At 64.8% G+C, this 14,804-nt stretch carries 18 protein-coding genes; 10 read left to right on the forward strand and 8 right to left on the reverse strand.

From position 1 onward, the window contains the following. The first annotated feature begins 8 nt into the window (after nt 1-8). The 3 genes from ACK4R0_RS07355 to ACK4R0_RS07365 all read left to right on the forward strand — a co-directional run bounded on the left by ACK4R0_RS07355 (nt 9) and on the right by ACK4R0_RS07365 (nt 2,252). Complete coding sequence (locus ACK4R0_RS07355) at nt 9-440, forward strand: phosphate-starvation-inducible protein PsiE (RefSeq protein WP_409672456.1); 432 nt, start codon at nt 9-11, stop codon at nt 438-440. Nucleotides 441-517: 77 nt separating this feature from the next. Beyond that, nucleotides 518-1,075, forward strand: coding sequence for a phosphoribosyltransferase (locus ACK4R0_RS07360; protein ID WP_409672459.1), 558 nt, complete (start codon nt 518-520; stop codon nt 1,073-1,075). A 151-nt stretch (nt 1,076-1,226) separates the two neighbouring features. Next, nucleotides 1,227-2,252 carry an adenosine deaminase gene (locus ACK4R0_RS07365; protein ID WP_409672462.1) on the forward strand — a complete coding sequence of 342 codons (1,026 nt, stop codon included), beginning with the start codon at nt 1,227-1,229 and terminating at the stop codon, nt 2,250-2,252. A gap of 15 nt (nt 2,253-2,267) precedes the next feature. Here ACK4R0_RS07365 and gpmA read toward each other — a convergent pair whose 3' ends face one another. Together gpmA and ACK4R0_RS07375 are read right to left on the reverse strand one after the other, a co-directional pair. Beyond that, nucleotides 2,268-2,954 (reverse strand): 2,3-diphosphoglycerate-dependent phosphoglycerate mutase, encoded by a 687-nt coding sequence (gene gpmA, locus ACK4R0_RS07370; protein WP_409672465.1) that lies wholly within the window; start codon nt 2,952-2,954, stop codon nt 2,268-2,270. Between the two features lie 173 nt (nt 2,955-3,127). Further along, entirely contained in the window at nt 3,128-4,549 is a 1,422-nt protein-coding gene (locus ACK4R0_RS07375) for a cytochrome P450 (RefSeq protein ID WP_409672468.1), read from the reverse strand. 199 nt (nt 4,550-4,748) lie between these two features. Here ACK4R0_RS07375 and ACK4R0_RS07380 point away from each other — a divergent pair, with 199 nt between their 5' ends. The 6 genes from ACK4R0_RS07380 (at nt 4,749) to ACK4R0_RS07405 (ending at nt 9,983) form a co-directional block, all read left to right on the forward strand. After that, nucleotides 4,749-5,636: a hypothetical protein gene (locus ACK4R0_RS07380; protein ID WP_409672471.1), complete on the forward strand. Its 888-nt coding sequence runs from the start codon at nt 4,749-4,751 to the stop codon at nt 5,634-5,636. A gap of 126 nt (nt 5,637-5,762) precedes the next feature. After that, a complete protein-coding gene (locus ACK4R0_RS07385; protein ID WP_409672474.1) occupies nt 5,763-6,755 on the forward strand; it encodes an LLM class flavin-dependent oxidoreductase in 993 nt (330 codons plus the stop codon). Nucleotides 6,756-6,760: 5 nt separating this feature from the next. Then, nucleotides 6,761-7,483, forward strand: coding sequence for an RluA family pseudouridine synthase (locus ACK4R0_RS07390; protein ID WP_409672477.1), 723 nt, complete (start codon nt 6,761-6,763; stop codon nt 7,481-7,483). After that, complete coding sequence (gene arfB / locus ACK4R0_RS07395; RefSeq protein ID WP_409672480.1) at nt 7,476-7,883, forward strand: alternative ribosome rescue aminoacyl-tRNA hydrolase ArfB; 408 nt, start codon at nt 7,476-7,478, stop codon at nt 7,881-7,883. Before ACK4R0_RS07390 ends, arfB begins: the two co-directional genes overlap by 8 nt. A 23-nt stretch (nt 7,884-7,906) precedes the next feature. Continuing rightward, the gene (locus tag ACK4R0_RS07400; protein ID WP_409672483.1) at nt 7,907-8,389 is read left to right on the forward strand and encodes a GAF domain-containing protein; all 483 of its coding nucleotides are present in this window, start codon (nt 7,907-7,909) and stop codon (nt 8,387-8,389) included. A 190-nt stretch (nt 8,390-8,579) separates the two neighbouring features. After that, on the forward strand, nt 8,580-9,983 hold the full coding sequence (locus ACK4R0_RS07405; RefSeq protein WP_409672486.1) for an RcnB family protein: 1,404 nt from the start codon (nt 8,580-8,582) through the stop codon (nt 9,981-9,983). A gap of 6 nt (nt 9,984-9,989) precedes the next feature. On the opposite strand, the gene ACK4R0_RS07410 is transcribed toward ACK4R0_RS07405, so the two are convergent. From ACK4R0_RS07410 to ACK4R0_RS07425, 4 genes are all read right to left on the reverse strand, one after another. Then, entirely contained in the window at nt 9,990-11,090 is a 1,101-nt protein-coding gene (locus ACK4R0_RS07410) for a hypothetical protein (protein ID WP_409672489.1), read from the reverse strand. Beyond that, nucleotides 11,084-12,190, reverse strand: coding sequence for a phosphotransferase (locus tag ACK4R0_RS07415; protein ID WP_409672492.1), 1,107 nt, complete (start codon nt 12,188-12,190; stop codon nt 11,084-11,086). The genes ACK4R0_RS07410 and ACK4R0_RS07415 overlap by 7 nt, the downstream gene beginning before the upstream one ends. Before the next feature lie 108 nt (nt 12,191-12,298). Beyond that, entirely contained in the window at nt 12,299-12,778 is a 480-nt protein-coding gene (locus ACK4R0_RS07420) for a DUF1465 family protein (RefSeq protein WP_409672495.1), read from the reverse strand. A 116-nt stretch (nt 12,779-12,894) separates the two neighbouring features. Next, a complete protein-coding gene (locus ACK4R0_RS07425; RefSeq protein ID WP_409672498.1) occupies nt 12,895-13,092 on the reverse strand; it encodes a YdcH family protein in 198 nt (65 codons plus the stop codon). Between the two features lie 238 nt (nt 13,093-13,330). Between ACK4R0_RS07425 and ACK4R0_RS07430 the strand changes: the two genes are divergently transcribed. Then, nucleotides 13,331-13,459, forward strand: coding sequence for a YdcH family protein (locus tag ACK4R0_RS07430; RefSeq protein WP_409672501.1), 129 nt, complete (start codon nt 13,331-13,333; stop codon nt 13,457-13,459). 131 nt (nt 13,460-13,590) lie between these two features. Here the strand turns inward: ACK4R0_RS07430 and ACK4R0_RS07435 are convergent, their stop codons facing one another. Both ACK4R0_RS07435 and ACK4R0_RS07440 read right to left on the reverse strand, forming a co-directional pair. Continuing rightward, on the reverse strand, nt 13,591-14,241 hold the full coding sequence (locus ACK4R0_RS07435) for a DUF5694 domain-containing protein (protein ID WP_409672504.1): 651 nt from the start codon (nt 14,239-14,241) through the stop codon (nt 13,591-13,593). Next, a complete protein-coding gene (locus ACK4R0_RS07440) occupies nt 14,144-14,710 on the reverse strand; it encodes a hypothetical protein (RefSeq protein ID WP_409672507.1) in 567 nt (188 codons plus the stop codon). Before ACK4R0_RS07440 ends, ACK4R0_RS07435 begins: the two co-directional genes overlap by 98 nt. Nucleotides 14,711-14,804 lie beyond the last annotated feature (94 nt).

Consider the following 14,804-nt stretch of genomic DNA (forward strand, 5'->3'; position numbering starts at 1 on the left):
GATCGGGCATGCCCGACCTTTCCGGATCGCACGACGAGGTATCCGCACCGCCTGTAGCCGCATCACCGGTGCTGGCGCAGGACACCGTGGCCGTCCGCGGCTTTCGCCTGATCGAGCATGTGCTGCTGATCCTGGTGGCGCTGATGACGCTGGGGGCGGCGGGGATCGAGATCGCGAACATCGTCGCGGCGCGGACGATCAGCCTCGCTGATATCCTGTTGATGTTCCTGTACACCGAGGTGATCGGCATGATCGCGGTGTTCTATACCGGGCGCGGATCGCCATTCGTCTATCCGATCTTCATCGCGATCACCGCGCTGGCGCGGCTTATCGTGCTGCAGGGCAAGGACATGGCACCCGACAAGATCCTGTTCGAGGCCGGAGCGATCCTGCTGCTGGCGATCGCGGCGGTGGTGCTGACGCGGGCGGGCAGGGGTTGATGGTGTTGGGCTTGACCCGCAGCGCTGCGCTGGCATGAAGGCCCCAAGCGCTCACCCAACAAGGCAAGCCTCAGCACATGACCACCGACAAGCACTATATCAGCGCCAACAGCCTGCTCGAGGACAGCTATCGGCTGGCGATGCAGGTGATCGACAGCGGCTACAAGCCCACCCACATCGTCGGCATCTGGCGCGGCGGCGCGCCGGTGGGCATTGCGGTGCAGGAACTGATGGAATATCACGGCATCAACGCCGACCACATCGCCATCCGTACCGCGAGCTATTACGGCATCGACCAGCAGAGCAAGGACGTGCGCGTCTATGCTTTGGGCTATCTGATCGACACGCTGAGCCCCGAGGACCGGTTGCTGGTGGTCGATGACGTGTTCGACAGCGGCCGCTCGATCCGCGCGTTCATCCACGAACTTGCCGCCAAGTGCCGCTACAACATGCCGCACGACTGGCGGATCGCCACGGTGTACTACAAGCCCTCGCGCAACCTGACCGACCTGACCCCCGATTATTGCGTCCACGAGACCGAGCAGTGGCTGGTCTTTCCGCACGAGATTTCAGGCCTGACGGTCGAGGAAATCCGCGCGCACAAGCCGGGCGCGAGCATCATCCTGGGGGAGTGAGGGGCTGTTCCTCCTTCGTCATTCCCGCGAACGCGGGAATCCCGCTACTGCGCCAAGGTTGACCAAAAAGCGGGACCCCCGCGTGCGCGGGGGTGACGGTTTAAGTGCTTAGCCAATTGCGCCGAGGCCACCCGCTTGCCATAACGCTGCCATGACACCCGACCAGCGCACCGCGTATATCGACCGCCTGCCCAAGGCAGAGCTTCACCTCCACATCGAAGGGTCGCTCGAGCCCGAAATGCTGTTTGCGCTGGCACAGCGCAACAAGGTCGAAATCCCGTTCGCAAGTGTCGAGGATATTCGGAAAGCCTATAATTTCAGTAATTTGCAGGATTTCCTTGATATTTATTATCAAGGCATGGGCGTGCTGCTCAAGACGCAGGATTTCTACGATCTGACCTGGGCGTACCTAGAGCGCGCGCATGCCGACCATGTCCGCCATGTCGAGATCTTCTTCGATCCGCAGGGCCATACCGAACGCGGGGTGGCGTTTGCGGATGTGATCACGGGGATCAGCGACGCGCTCGCCGATGGCGAAAAGCAGTGGGGAATCACGTCGCGGCTGATCCTGTGCTTCCTGCGGCATCTCGACGAGGCCGCGGCCGCCGCGACGCTCGACGAGGCGCTGCCGTATCTCGATAGGATCGCAGGCGTCGGGCTCGATTCCTCCGAGAACGGTCATCCGCCATCGAAGTTCACCAACGTCTTCGCGCGGGCGAAGTCGCTGGGACTCAAGCTGGTCGCGCATGCGGGCGAGGAGGGGCCGCCCGCATACGTTCACGAGGCGCTCGACGTGCTGCACGTCGACCGGATCGACCATGGCAACCGCGCGCTGGAAGACAGCGCGCTGGTGACGCGGCTGGCGGGTGAGGGGATGACGCTGACCGTCTGTCCGCTCTCCAACCTCAAGCTGTGCGTGATCGGCGACATCGCCGACAGCCCGGTGAAGCAAATGCTCGATTCAGGGCTCAAGGCGACGGTAAACTCGGACGATCCGGCATATTTCGGCGGCTATGTGAACGCCAATTATCATGCGATCGCAGATGCGCTCAACCTCAGCCGCGAGCAATTGCGCACGCTGGCGCGCAACAGCTTCACCGGTTCCTTTCTGCCGCCCGACCAGGTCGCGCATCTGCTGGCCGAAGTCGACCAGTATGACGCGCAGTTCGCCGCCTGATCGGGCCGAACGGCTTTAGCGTTCGCTGAGGTAATAGCGCTCGACTTCGGCGAGCTGGTCGTCGAGTTCGTAGACGATCGGCTGGCCGGTGGGGATTTCAAGGCTCGTGATCGCATCGTCGGCGATGCCCGAGAGGTGCTTGACCAAAGCGCGCAGCGAGTTGCCGTGCGCCGAGATGATCACGCGCTTGCCCGCCTTGAGTTCGGGCGCGATGCGGCTTTCCCAATAAGGCAGCACGCGGTCGATGGTGTCTTTCAGGCTTTCGCTGTTGGGGATGGCGATGCCCTCATAGCGACGGTCCTTCGACAGATCGAATTCGGAACCCGCCTCCATCGGCGGCGGCGGAATGTCGAAGCTGCGGCGCCAGATGTGCACCTGCTCGTCGCCATGCTTGGCCGCGGTCTGCGCCTTGTCGAGTCCGGTCAGGCCGCCATAATGGCGCTCGTTGAGCTGCCAGTTCTTCTCGACCGGCAGCCACAGCCGGGTCATTTCCTCGAGCGCCAGGTTGAGCGTCTTGATCGCCCGGGTCTGAAGCGAGGTGAAGGCGATGTCGAAATCGAGCCCCTTGTCGCGCATCAACCGGCCCGCCGCGCGCGCTTCCTCGGCGCCTTTCTCGGTCACATCGACGTCCCACCAGCCGGTGAACCGGTTTTCCAGATTCCATTGCGACTGGCCGTGGCGGATGAGGACGAGTTGCGGCATCGGGGCGTCTCCTGTGGTGGTCAGGAGCGCCAACTAGCGGTCTTCGACCTTCGAGAAAACCCGTTTTCCTTGTCGTCATTCCCGCGAACGCGGGAATCCCGCTTTTGCGCCGCAGTCCAGAAGGAAGCGGGACCCCCGCTTTCGCGGGGGTGACGGGGGAGATGGGTGGGCTCCTACAGCTTCTCGAAGCGCACCTTCAGCCCGTCCTTGGGCTGCGGGATCGGCCATGCCTGCCAGGCGGGGTTGTAGCCCGGCTCGATAACGATGCGGTGCTGGCTGAGGACATGGTGCAGCAGCACCTTGATCTGCATATAGGCAAAGTGCAGCCCCAGGCACATATGCGCGCCGCCGCCGAACGGCACCCAGGCGTATTTGTGCCGGGCGCGGGTCGCTTCGGGGGTGAAGCGCATGGGATCGAACTTGCTTGGCTCGGGCCAATGCTCTGCCTGCTTGTGGGTATAGGCCGCGCTGATGCTGACCGGGGTGCCGGCAGGGATGCGGTATCCGCCGAATTCGAAATCCTTGAGCGCGCGGCGCGGGGTCGAGGGCACCGGCGGGATCAGCCGCAGCGCTTCCTTGAACGCCATCTCGGTCAGCTCAAGGTTGGGCAGCGCATCATAGGGCATCGGGCTACCTGCGGGCGCATGTTCGAGCAGTTCGGCGCGGATCTTGTCCTGCCATTCGCGGTTCTTGGCGAGCAGCCAGATCAGCGAGCTGGCCGACGAGGTGATCGTGTCGTGCGCTGCCATCATCAGGAAGTTCATGTGATCGACCACCTCATCGGTGGTGAGCAGGCTGCCATCGTCGCGGGTGGCACGGCAGAACTGGCTGAACATGTCGGGCCCCTGCTGCTCGCGCCGCTTCTGCACCTCGGGCGTGAAGTAATCGACCAGGAATTTGCGGCCTGCCACGCCCTTGCCCATTTTGGTGAAGGGAAGCGGGCGGCGGACCACGCCGATCGAGGCCTGCACCATGTCGACGAACGCGGTGTTGATCTTGTCGGCTTCCGGGCCCCAGGGAATGCCGAGAAAAGAAGTTGCCGCAAGATCGAGCGTCAACTTTTTGATTTCACTGTAGAAAGTGATGTCCTTGTTGGACCATTCGAGCACGCGGGCACCGATACCCTCGTTGAGCGCTTCGGCATAATGCCGCATCGGCCCCGGCTTGAACGCAATCGACAGCGCGCGGCGATCGGCGCGGTGATGGTCGAAGTCCATCAGCATCAATCCGCGCGGGAACAGCAGGTTGAGCACCGGCCCCCAGCCTTGCTCGGACGAGAACACCTTGTCGCGGTCGAACAGCACAAGTTCGTTGGCATCGGCGCCGAACAGCGCCACCTGCCGCCGTCCGAAAGCATGGGTGCGATAGACCGGGCCATATTTGGCGCGCATTTCGTTGCCGAACTTTTCGGGATCGGCGAGCATCTTGAGCGTCACCCCCAGCACCGGCAAACCATCCTCACCAGGAATGTGATCGAGCGCGTGATCGCCCGGCAACCGGGTCCAGTGCGGGTTGCCGCTGTCACGCTGAATGGTGTGATCGGGGAACATTTCGCGCTGAGGGGCGTGTGTGTGGGGAGCAAGCACGGTAGCCATGGGGAATCCTCTGCGCTGGTTTGAACAGTGTTTAATCGCTCCATTAAATACCAATTGACATCAATGTTAGCAAGCACTCTCTGTCGTACGATCCTCATTCATCGTTAATTCAACTTGGGGTTTGTATGAACAGATTATCGGGGCTCCGCTCCGCCGGCCCGCCGCGCCAGGACTTGCGGCGAGACAGGAAACCATGGCTTTGACCCGATTTTCATTCCTTCAGAACCACGGCCGCAAGGCTGTCCGCATCGCCGCCATCGCACTGGGCGCCGTGTCCTTGTCCGCCTGCGCTTATGGCGGCGGCAGTTATGGCGGCTATGGCGGTGTCGGCATCGGTGTGGGCGGCGGCGGCTTTGCCGGCGGCTATGACCCTTATTGCGATGGCTATGCGGCGTGGGACAGCTTCTACGGCTGCGACGCAGGCCTCGGCTTTGGCCAGATCGGCTTTGGCGGCGGCTATTACGACAACTTCTATTATCCCGGATACGGCACGTGGATCTATGATCGCCCGGGCGGGCGGCGCTTTGCGATGCAGGACCGCCAGCGGCAGTATTGGGGGCAGCAGCGTTGGCAGTACCAGCAGCAGCGGCGCGCCAACCGTCAGGACTTCGGTCGGGACCGGCGTAATGATCGCCGCGATATCCGGCAGGACCGGCGCGATCCGTCGCAGGATCGTCGCGACTGGCGGCAGGAACGGCGCGACGGCACCAACCCGGTGCCGCGCACCCGCCAGGGCGAACGCGAGCGGATGCGCGGCGCGACCCCCGAGGATCGCCAGCAGCAGATCCAGCGCTGGCAGCAGCGCCAGCAGGGACAGGTCGGCCAGCCCGGCGTCCAGCAGCGCGAGGGACGGCGCAACTGGCAGCGTGGTCAGACCCAGAGCGATGGCGCAGGTGCCGGCAACCCGGGTCTTCAGCGTCCGCAAGCGCGCCCGCCTTCTCCGCAGGCGCAGCCGAACGCTGCTCCGCCGCGCGCCGAGCGTCAGGCGCGGCCTCAGCGGCAGGAGCGCATCGAGCGTGCACCACGGGTGGCACCGGGCGGCACCAATCGCGATGGCTCGCGCCGTCAGGACGTGCGGCCCGACTGATAAGCAGGCGCTGGCCTGACATCGGCCCTGCCCAAGGGCCAAAGATGACGCATCAGGGGCGGTTCACGGGGCGCGGATCCATCAGCGGCCCTTGTGACCCGCCCCAAATGCCCTATCATTAAGGGCATGGTACAATTTTCGCTTCTCGACCAGTCGGTGCGCTTCGCCGATGTCCCTGCCGCTACCGCGCTTGTCGGCACGCTCGAGGCTGCCGAACTGGCCGATCGGCTGGGCTACCACCGGTTGTGGGTGTCCGAGCATCACGCGAGCCGCTTCCTGTGCGGCAGCGCGCCGGAAATCCTGATCGCCGCGATGGGCGCGCGCACCTCGCGCATCCGGCTGGGGTCGGGCGGGGTGATGCTGCCGCACTACAGCGCCTACAAGGTCGCCGAACAGTTTGCGGTGCTGAGCAACCTTTACCCCGACAGGATCGATCTGGGAGTCGGCCGCGCGCCGGGCGGCGAGATGCGCGTCGCAGCGGCGCTGTCTGCCCCGCACCCGCCTTCGTTCCGCGAGTTCCCGCAGCAGGTCGCCGATCTGGTGGGATACATGACCGGCGGTCTCAACGATCCGCGGCTCAGCCCCGAGCCAGCGGGCGAGGTGCCGGTGTGGATCCTGGGCACCAGTCCGGACAGCGCGATCCTGGCCGCGCAACTGGGATTGCCCTATGCGCTGGCGCTGTTCATCAACCCGCAGGCGACACCGGGGCTGACCGAGCTTTACCGCCACAATTTCCGCCCCAGCGCGACGCTCGACAAGCCGTACGTGATGCTGGCGACCACCGCCTTTGCCTGTGACGATGCCGACCAGGCCGAGCTGCTGCGCAAGAACTACTTCCTCAATATCGCCCGGCTGCTCGGCGGCGGGCTGGAGCCTGCGGTGTCGCCTGAAGCGAGCCGGGACATGGGCTTTACCGAGCGTGAGGCGATGATCGTCGGCGCGCAGGCGCGGATCGCCGCGTTCGGCACGCCCGATGTTGTGCGCGACAAGGTCGAGGCTTTGGTCGAGGCGTTCGGCGCCGACGAGGTGATGATCTCGTGCAACGCCTATCACCACCACGATCGGATGCGCGCGATCGAGCTGTTCGCGCGCAGCTTCGACATGGCAAAGGCGGCCTGAACGACATGGGTTTTCACACACCGGCGTTTTGCGTGGCCGAGACGCTGCCGTTCATCGATGGCGAGGCGATCGTCATCGACAAGCCTGCGGGGCTTCCCGTCTCGCAGCCGCGCAAGGGCGGACGCAGCCTCGACGATTACCTCACCCATCTGCGCTTCGGCTTCCAGCGGTTGCCGTTGGCGGTGCACCGGCTCGATCAGGATACATCGGGCTGCCTGCTGCTCGCGCGCCATGCCAAGGCGCACAAGCGCTATGGCGCGGCATTCGAGGCTGGGACGGTAGAGAAGATCTATCTCGGCATCGTCGAGGGCGACATCAAGGACGATCACGGCACCATCGACATAGCGCTGGGCAAGACCAGCACTGCCGAAGCCGGCTGGCGGATCGTCCCCGATGCGGGCGGCAAGCGCGCGGTGACGCACTGGAGGCGGATCGCCACGGTCGCCGGACGGTCGCTGATCGAGTTTCGGCCCGAGACCGGGCGCACCCACCAGATCCGCGTGCACGCGCTGCACGGCCTGGGCCAGCCGCTGCTCGGCGATCCGTTCTATGGCAAAAGCTATTCCTCCGGGCTGATGCTGCATGCCGCAGGGCTGACGCTGCCGCGCGGCGACAAGCCGCCGATCATTGCTACGGCATCGATGCCCAAGCGCTTTGTCGACCTGGGGTTCGGCGTGCAGGAACCCGCTGTAGCCGATGCGCTGGGCGAGGCGCCGGTCGATGAGTGACATCGCGATCCCCGACCATGCCATTGTGTCCGAGCGGTTCATCACCGCCTCCGGCCCCGGCGGGCAGAACGTCAACAAGGTGGCAACCGCGGTCCAGCTGCATGTCAACATCTATGCTCTAGGGTTGCCACCATTGGTCTATAACCGGTTGAAATCCTTAGCCGGAAGCAAGATAAACCAGGAAGGCGAGCTGGTCATCCTGGCGCGCAACCACCGCACCCAGGAGGCAAACCGCAAGCTCGCGCGCGAACGCGTGGTTGCGATGCTGGCCGCGGCCTATGATCTGCCCGCCACGCGCGCGCGCTCGCGGCTCAACCGCGTCGGCAAGACCGAGCGGCTGGCAGGCAAGAAGAACAGGGCGACGGTAAAGAAGAACCGGGGCCGCGTCGCTTTCGACTGATATCACATACTGAGAACATTGCCATGTACAGCTTTGAAATCGATCCAAATACTCCCAAGCCGCAATTGTATGACGACCTGCACGGTGCAGCACTCGCGCTGGTCGATGGCGAGGCTGATGGCATCGCCAATATGGCCAATGTCGCAGCCTTGCTCGGCCAGTTTCTGCCAGGGCTCAACTGGGCGGGCTTCTATCGCATGGTCGATGGCGAGCTGGTGCTCGGCCCGTTCGTCGGCAAGCCGGCCTGCATCCGCATCGCATTGGGCAGCGGGGTGTGCGGTACTGCAGCGGCAAGCGGCGAGACGCAATTGGTCGACGATGTCCACGCCTTTCCCGGCCATATCGCCTGCGATGCCGCCAGCCAGTCCGAACTGGTGGTGCCGGTGATCCATGAGGGGCAGGTGACGCATGTCATCGATCTCGACAGCCCGCATCTTGCCCGGTTCGATGCCGACGATCGCGCCGGGGTCGAGCGGCTGGCAAGCATGCTCGCCGGACGAATCTGAAGCGGCGCATCCCCCACAGGCGCGATGCCCCATATTGAAACACCGGCGCGTGCATGCCCCGGTTTTACATTGCTGCGATGGCGCAATTTCCCCGCCAATGGTAACAATCGCTTAACCAAGCCGGAAGGGCGAAGGGCCGTCTGTATCGCCCAGCCTCAAGGCCTGCCCGATTGCCCAAGGGGAGTTAACCATGAAGAGCCGCGCTTTTGCTTATCTGCGCCACGCCGCCGTTGTCGCCAGCGTGGGTGGCGCGCTGGTGTCGGCCTTGCCGACCCAGGCCGCCGACTCGGGGCTGACCCGTGCCAAGCCGAGCAGGATCGAGCTCAATGCCAGCAGCGCGCTCAATCCCGGTCCTGTGGTGCGCCCGGCCTATGGCGTCCGCTTTCCTGTTGGCGCACCGGCCTATGTCCGCCCGTTCCGCGGCTTCCTGTTGCCGCGGGTGTGGGTGGTGCCGACCTATTACATCGCCAACTGGCAGCGCTTCGGGCTGGCGCGTCCGGCGCAGGGCTTTGGCTGGTCGCGATATTATGACGATGCGGTGCTGACCGACCGCAACGGCCGGGTGTATGACAGCGTGCAGGGGGTGAACTGGTCCGCTGCGCAGGCCGGCCCCGCGATGCAGGCCGGACAGGCGGTCGTCACCCAGGCCTATTCGCCCGATTACGATCCGTACAATTACGATGGCGATCTGCTGCTGGGCAATGACGATGTGGTGCACGGCACGCATTGGGCGCGGACGGCGGCCGATCCCGCACCGACGGTCGAATATGATCACCGCTATGACGACAGCTATGCCTCCGCGCCGCCGCCGCCTGCCGTGTCGGCGCCGTATGACCGCGACTATGACGCTGCCTTCCTCGACGCCTGCCGCCGCGACAGCGGTCTGGGCGGCGCGGCGATCGGCGGCGCGGTGGGCGGGCTTGCCGGCAACCGCATCGCCGGGCGCGGCAACCGCACCGGCGGCACGTTGATCGGCGCGGGCGTCGGCGCGGTCGCAGGCATGGTCATCGACAAGGCCGAGGACCGCGAGCGCTGCAAGCAGCTGCTCGCACGCGAGACGCAGGGCGGTTACGGAACCAGCTATGCCCCGCCGCCTTCGCCTTACGCCCCGTCTTACGCCCAGCCTTCACCTTATGCGCCGCCGGCTCCTGGTTATGCAGGCGATTATGACCCCGCCTTCCTCGAAGCTTGCCGCCGCGACAGCGGTCTGGGCGGCGCGGCGATCGGCGGCGCGGTGGGCGGGCTTGCCGGCAACCGCATCGCCGGGCGCGGCAACCGCACCGGCGGCACGCTGATCGGCGCGGGCGTCGGCGCGGTCGCAGGGATGGTGATCGACAAGGCCGAGGACCGCGAGCGCTGCAACCGGCTGCTCGCCCAGCAAGGGGCCGGCTATCCGCCGCCCGCTGGCCAGCATGGCGGTTATCCGCCCCCGCCGCCGGGCTATTATTATTACTACCCGCCGCCGATCGTGACCACGGTGACGATCACTCCAGGCTGCAATTGCGTCGAGGAAGTGGTGACCAGCCACGCCGCGCCACTGCGGCATCGCCCCAGGGCGCAACACGGCAAGAACGTTCGGGTCTATCGCAACTAGGGGCTGCTAGCGGCTGGCCGGCGTGTCGACATAGCCGGTCAGCCCCCAGGGATCATAAGGTCCGAGCACCAATTGCTCGAACGTCCCCAGACCCTGTTCGCCCGCGCTGGTGGTGACCCGGCAGAGAATCTGCACGTGCAGGTTGTCCATCGTCGGTGCCATCGGGTCGAGCGCGGCGAGATCTATCGTGTCGCGTTCGACCACCAGCGCCCCGTGATAGCGGCCATGGCCCCATTTGGGGCAGGTATAGCCCAGCCCGCGCATCTGGAAGCGCTGCACCGGCGCGAAGGTCACGCTGAGCGGTCCGGCATCGGTCTGGATCGTCAGCGTCCCGCCCGAGGGCCAGCGGGTGCCGGGCTCGAGCTGCGTTTCGAGCCGCGCTGCGGGCGTCTCGTGGAACCCGTCATGCCCCGCGCCATCGGGTGCCACCACCGCGCGGGTGTTCCACGCCGATCCCGACCGGTGCGCATTGAGGTGGAAGAACAGGCTGCGGCTGGGCAGATTGATCGGGGTCCATTGCCAGAAGAAAGCCGGTTGCGCGCTGCCGGCATGCGGCTGTGCATCGGGGGCGCCGATCGGGCGCACGCCCCAGCTGCGGTCGCGGGTGCCCGCGCAGCCCGGCGCCAGTTCGATCCGCTCACCATCGATCTCGATCCAGCCGCTATAGTGCCCGTTCTGGGTCATGCGGGTATAGTCCATGAAGGTGCGTGGCCCGTTGCGGAAGGTGAAACGCGGCTCCTCGATCGGAAAGGCGCGGCCGGTGAAGGTGATGTCGGCCCGGATGCCCTCGCCATCCACCAGGATGCGCAGTGCCTTGAGCGGCTCGATCACCTCGATGCGGATCGGCCCCACGGCCATCTCCATCCGCTCCATCTGCAGCTCGCGCGAGGCGTGAAGAGCGTGCTGCAACCCATTGCGAATGCATGAAAAGCTGGCGTCCGCGATATCGAGGTGGGGGTACACGCCAAAGGCCAGCGCGAAGAAGCCGGTGCCATCGGGGTTGTAGCCGTTGAAGAAATAGCGGTCGTAGAAATTGCGGTCGGTGCCGGCATAGGCGATCGGCTCGGCGGTCTGGTGCAAGGGGTAATCATCGCCTCGGGTCAGCATGTCATGGTCTCCGCTTGAGGGCCGGCATGGCGCAGCAGCGCGCCGATGCTGTCATGGTCGAGCGCCAGGCTGCACGCGCCGCGCGCCATCGACAGGAAGTTGGCATCGCCGCGTTCGGTGCGCTCGACAAAGGCGGCGCTGAACACCGCGGTCGACAGACCCGATAGCGCGCCGATGCGGTAATCGTCCCAGATCGCGCTGCGGCTTCGTAACACGCCGTGGCGGGTCATCTCGGCGCAATACAGATCGATCAGTTCGTCTTCGTGCGCGCGGCGCAGTTCGGTGCCGACGCCGGTGCCGAGGAAATAGCCAAGATCGTTGGTGCCTGCACCGGTGACGCAGGTCTGCCAGTCGACCACCGCCAGAGGCTCTGCACCGCCGCGAATGTCGAACAGCATGTTGTCGAGCCGGAAGTCGCCATGGGTGAGACAGCGGGTGCCGGGCTGCCAGCCGAACCATTGCGGCGCAGCGTCCGCCAGTGCTTCGCAGATGGCAAGGTATTCGGGCTCGATCCGGCCTGCATAACGCTCGCGGAATACAGCCTGCGCGCCGGGATAGGCCTGGATGATCCAGTCGCGCGCCGCCGGGTCGGGCAGCAGCCAGTCCTCGTCCAGCACGGTCAGATTGTCGGTCGATGCGTGCAGCGATGCCGCCTGGCATACCGCCAGCCGCGCCTCGCCCAGCGTGCAGGAGGCGAGTTGGTCGCCGGCGCGCGCCGGGCCCAGATCCTCGAACAGCAGGACGAAGTCGCTGCCCGTCGGATCGATCAGCGCGGCGTAGACCTTTGGCACCCGCATCGCGACCAGCGGCGCGACGCGGGCATAGAAGTTGACCTCGCGCAGATAGAGCCGGAAATGCGCTGCGGTTGAGCGGCTGGTGGAATCGCGCGAGGGCAGCTTGGCCGCGATCGATGCCGGGGCGCCGGGCGCAGGGCGATCATAGTCCAGCGCGATCCGCACGGTATCGCCGACCTGGCCGGTGCCGATCGACGTGCAGGACATCGCGGCGATCCGCGCGCCGCCGAGCACGCCGGCCTTGTCGAGCTGCGCCTGCAGCCAGTTCGGGGTGATATCTTCCGCCCGCGTCGGAAACGCCTCCATGCCAATCCTCCCCGCCGGTTCTGGCCCGGTCGATAGTTTAATCGTATGATTAAAGCACCATGCAAGGATTGCAATCGCTCAGTTGGGCAGGGGGGGGCGTGCGCCCGATCATGCGAGCTCGCTGGCGAGCCTTGCCTGCAGGCCCAGCACCGCCGGGCGCAGCGCGCGCTCCTCGACAAAGCCGAGCCGCTCGGCCTCAAGCGATTTTTCCAGGCGGACCAGCCGGCCGAGCAGGTGCTGCGTTTCGTGCACCAGCCGCTGCGCATCCTGCGGCAGCCGCGCGACGACGAACGGATCGCTGGCGGTGCATTTGCCCAGCGCCCGGCTGCGGCTGTGCAGCTGGTGCGCCGACAGCTCGCCGGCGAAGAACGCCTTCTGGTTGAGCAGCCAGGCGATCGAATGCATCAGCCGGGTGGTGACGCGAAGCGATTCGCACGACATGTCGAGGCGGATGTCGTCATGCGGCGACAGACCCTGGTCGGCCGGGTCCTGTTCGAAATACGATCGCGCCTCGTCGGCCAGCAGCATCGCCTCGACATACAGCGACTCGATCAGCTTGACGGTAAAGGGAAATTGCTGGTTTGACATGCGCCATCCTTGCCAAAGTCGGGGGGTGCTGCCCAGCCACAACCTATGGTTAAGCCGCAAATTACCGGCTTTGTGTCAACGCGGAACAGTTGGCGTGATGCCGTCGATCGGCCCGGTCAGGCAATGATGTCGGGGATCAGATAGTCTTCGAGCATGGCAATCTGGTCGCGCAGCAGCAGCTTGCGCTTCTTCAGCCGGGCAAGCTGCAGCATGTCGGCGGTGCCGCCGTTGCTCAGCGAGCCGATGGCGTGATCCAGATCGCGGTGTTCGATGCGCAGCAGGGCCAGCTTATGCCGGACTTCTTCCTCAGTCACGCGCGACGCCTTTCCAGACCGGGGCCGGGCCGTGACCTCGGCCCGCGATTGCTTTTGCGCAGGCCGCACGCCTGCCGATTGTCGCGGTTATGGAATGTTTCGCCGCATTGCAAGCGCACCTGTGCATAACACCAAAGACAGCCCATAAATTTTATGTTTAGATCGCTGTCCCACGATGAGAAGGGCAAACGAGTCGAAGGAGACATAGATGTTGCAAGACAGTCATACGCAAGCCCTCATGGCCAAGCATGCCGGTATTGAACGGATGATCCACGACGAAGAAAGCAGGCCCGCGCCCGACGCCGCGCGGATCGCCAAGCTCAAGAAGCAGAAACTGCGCATCAAGGAAGAGATCAGCCTGCATTGACCAGGTGACCTGAGCTTCCGCGGACCGGGCAAACCCCCCGGCCGCAAATCCCAGCCCGGCGCGTCTGACGAGGGGTCAGACCGCGCGCCGGGCGACGGGGAGGGCAGGGGAAGGGGCCGGACCCTAAAGCGTTAGTCGAGCACCAGTGCGGTATCGACAACCTCAACGTCATGCATCTGGTGGAGATACGCTTCGTAATACCCCTTGTGCGACGCGCCGACGATGGTCAGCAAACGCATGCCCGGATTAAGACCGATCACGTCGCGCATGTTCGCCACCATCCGCAGATTGCGCGTTTCCCAATAACCGACATATTTCCGCCCGAAGCCTTGAGGTGATGGCTCTGCCAAGGCTGCGCCGAAATCCGACTGATAGACAAGCATGGGCGCATCGGGGGCGTTATAGGCGCGATAGAGGTTGAGCAGGCCATCGGGCTGCTCCAGCCTTGCGTTGAGCTGCTCGCTTTGCGCTTGCCGTTGCCGCGTCGCTGGATTGTCCCATGCGCCCATGATCGCTTCTTCGTTTGCCTTGAGCATGGCAGGGTCGGTTGGCTCGGGCGAATCCGCCGTATGATCGTCGACGCTCCACAGCCGCTCAAGCCCCAGCCGTGCGGCCAGCGCGGCGGCAATCAGCTGGGTCTCGTTTTGCCTCGTGCGCCACTGTTCAAGATACGCGGCGAGGCCGTCATCGAGACCATCGCCTGCCTGCCGTTCGGCTGGCGCCAGCCGCAGATTGCACCAGAGCCGATCCGGGCTCTCCTGCGGCAAGAAAGACCGCTGCAAGCCTGCGGCGCTGCGCGGATGATGGCGATTTGGGCCAGTCCGCCAGCAGCCGTTCCGCCTCGGCATTGGCCTGCGGGACGTCAAGACCTGTGGCCTTGGCGGCCTGGGCGGGGTCAAAGCAATAGGTCTTCACCGTATCTGCATAGCGCGAAGGATAGCGGCGCAGGCTGTCGCATTGCAGGCCGGAAAGATCTTCGGTTGCGATCGCCGTGGGTTTCCACGCTGCCAGGCGATCGAGCAGCGGATCGAGCATCGCGGGGGTGAACGCATCGGGCAGTCCGGACAGATGCGGCGTGCCGAGCACCATCACCTCGTTTGGCTTGGCAGCTGACGGACCTTTCAGATTTTCCGGACGGAATGGCGGCTGATAGCTCTGCGCGAACACGGCGGAGCAGCCCATCGCCAGTCCCGCCAATATCACCGCGATTCGCGCGGGATCCGGAAACCGTCGGGTACGCTTAAAGATCATACGGCCTGTATCCTTTAACTGTATTGCCGTATTGATACGCTAAGCTGATGCGATGTCCAACCTCTTTGACCTTTTGGTCCCCCCAAACCGGGGG

It is taken from the genome of Blastomonas sp. (assembly GCF_046294995.1).
Taxonomy (GTDB): domain Bacteria; phylum Pseudomonadota; class Alphaproteobacteria; order Sphingomonadales; family Sphingomonadaceae; genus Blastomonas.

What these genes read in the sequence shown, in the direction of transcription:
- ACK4R0_RS07355 (WP_409672456.1), top strand. Translation starts at nt 9, where the DNA reads ATGCCCGACCTTTCCGGATCGCACGACGAGGTATCCGCACCGCCTGTA.
- ACK4R0_RS07360 (WP_409672459.1), top strand. Translation starts at nt 518, where the DNA reads ATGACCACCGACAAGCACTATATCAGCGCCAACAGCCTGCTCGAGGAC.
- ACK4R0_RS07365 (WP_409672462.1), top strand. Translation starts at nt 1,227, where the DNA reads ATGACACCCGACCAGCGCACCGCGTATATCGACCGCCTGCCCAAGGCA.
- gpmA (WP_409672465.1), bottom strand. Translation starts at nt 2,954, where the DNA reads ATGCCGCAACTCGTCCTCATCCGCCACGGCCAGTCGCAATGGAATCTG.
- ACK4R0_RS07375 (WP_409672468.1), bottom strand. Translation starts at nt 4,549, where the DNA reads ATGGCTACCGTGCTTGCTCCCCACACACACGCCCCTCAGCGCGAAATG.
- ACK4R0_RS07385 (WP_409672474.1), top strand. Translation starts at nt 5,763, where the DNA reads ATGGTACAATTTTCGCTTCTCGACCAGTCGGTGCGCTTCGCCGATGTC.
- ACK4R0_RS07390 (WP_409672477.1), top strand. Translation starts at nt 6,761, where the DNA reads ATGGGTTTTCACACACCGGCGTTTTGCGTGGCCGAGACGCTGCCGTTC.
- arfB (WP_409672480.1), top strand. Translation starts at nt 7,476, where the DNA reads ATGAGTGACATCGCGATCCCCGACCATGCCATTGTGTCCGAGCGGTTC.
- ACK4R0_RS07400 (WP_409672483.1), top strand. Translation starts at nt 7,907, where the DNA reads ATGTACAGCTTTGAAATCGATCCAAATACTCCCAAGCCGCAATTGTAT.
- ACK4R0_RS07405 (WP_409672486.1), top strand. Translation starts at nt 8,580, where the DNA reads ATGAAGAGCCGCGCTTTTGCTTATCTGCGCCACGCCGCCGTTGTCGCC.
- ACK4R0_RS07410 (WP_409672489.1), bottom strand. Translation starts at nt 11,090, where the DNA reads ATGCTGACCCGAGGCGATGATTACCCCTTGCACCAGACCGCCGAGCCG.
- ACK4R0_RS07415 (WP_409672492.1), bottom strand. Translation starts at nt 12,190, where the DNA reads ATGGAGGCGTTTCCGACGCGGGCGGAAGATATCACCCCGAACTGGCTG.
- ACK4R0_RS07420 (WP_409672495.1), bottom strand. Translation starts at nt 12,778, where the DNA reads ATGTCAAACCAGCAATTTCCCTTTACCGTCAAGCTGATCGAGTCGCTG.
- ACK4R0_RS07430 (WP_409672501.1), top strand. Translation starts at nt 13,331, where the DNA reads ATGGCCAAGCATGCCGGTATTGAACGGATGATCCACGACGAAGAAAGC.
- ACK4R0_RS07440 (WP_409672507.1), bottom strand. Translation starts at nt 14,710, where the DNA reads ATGATCTTTAAGCGTACCCGACGGTTTCCGGATCCCGCGCGAATCGCG.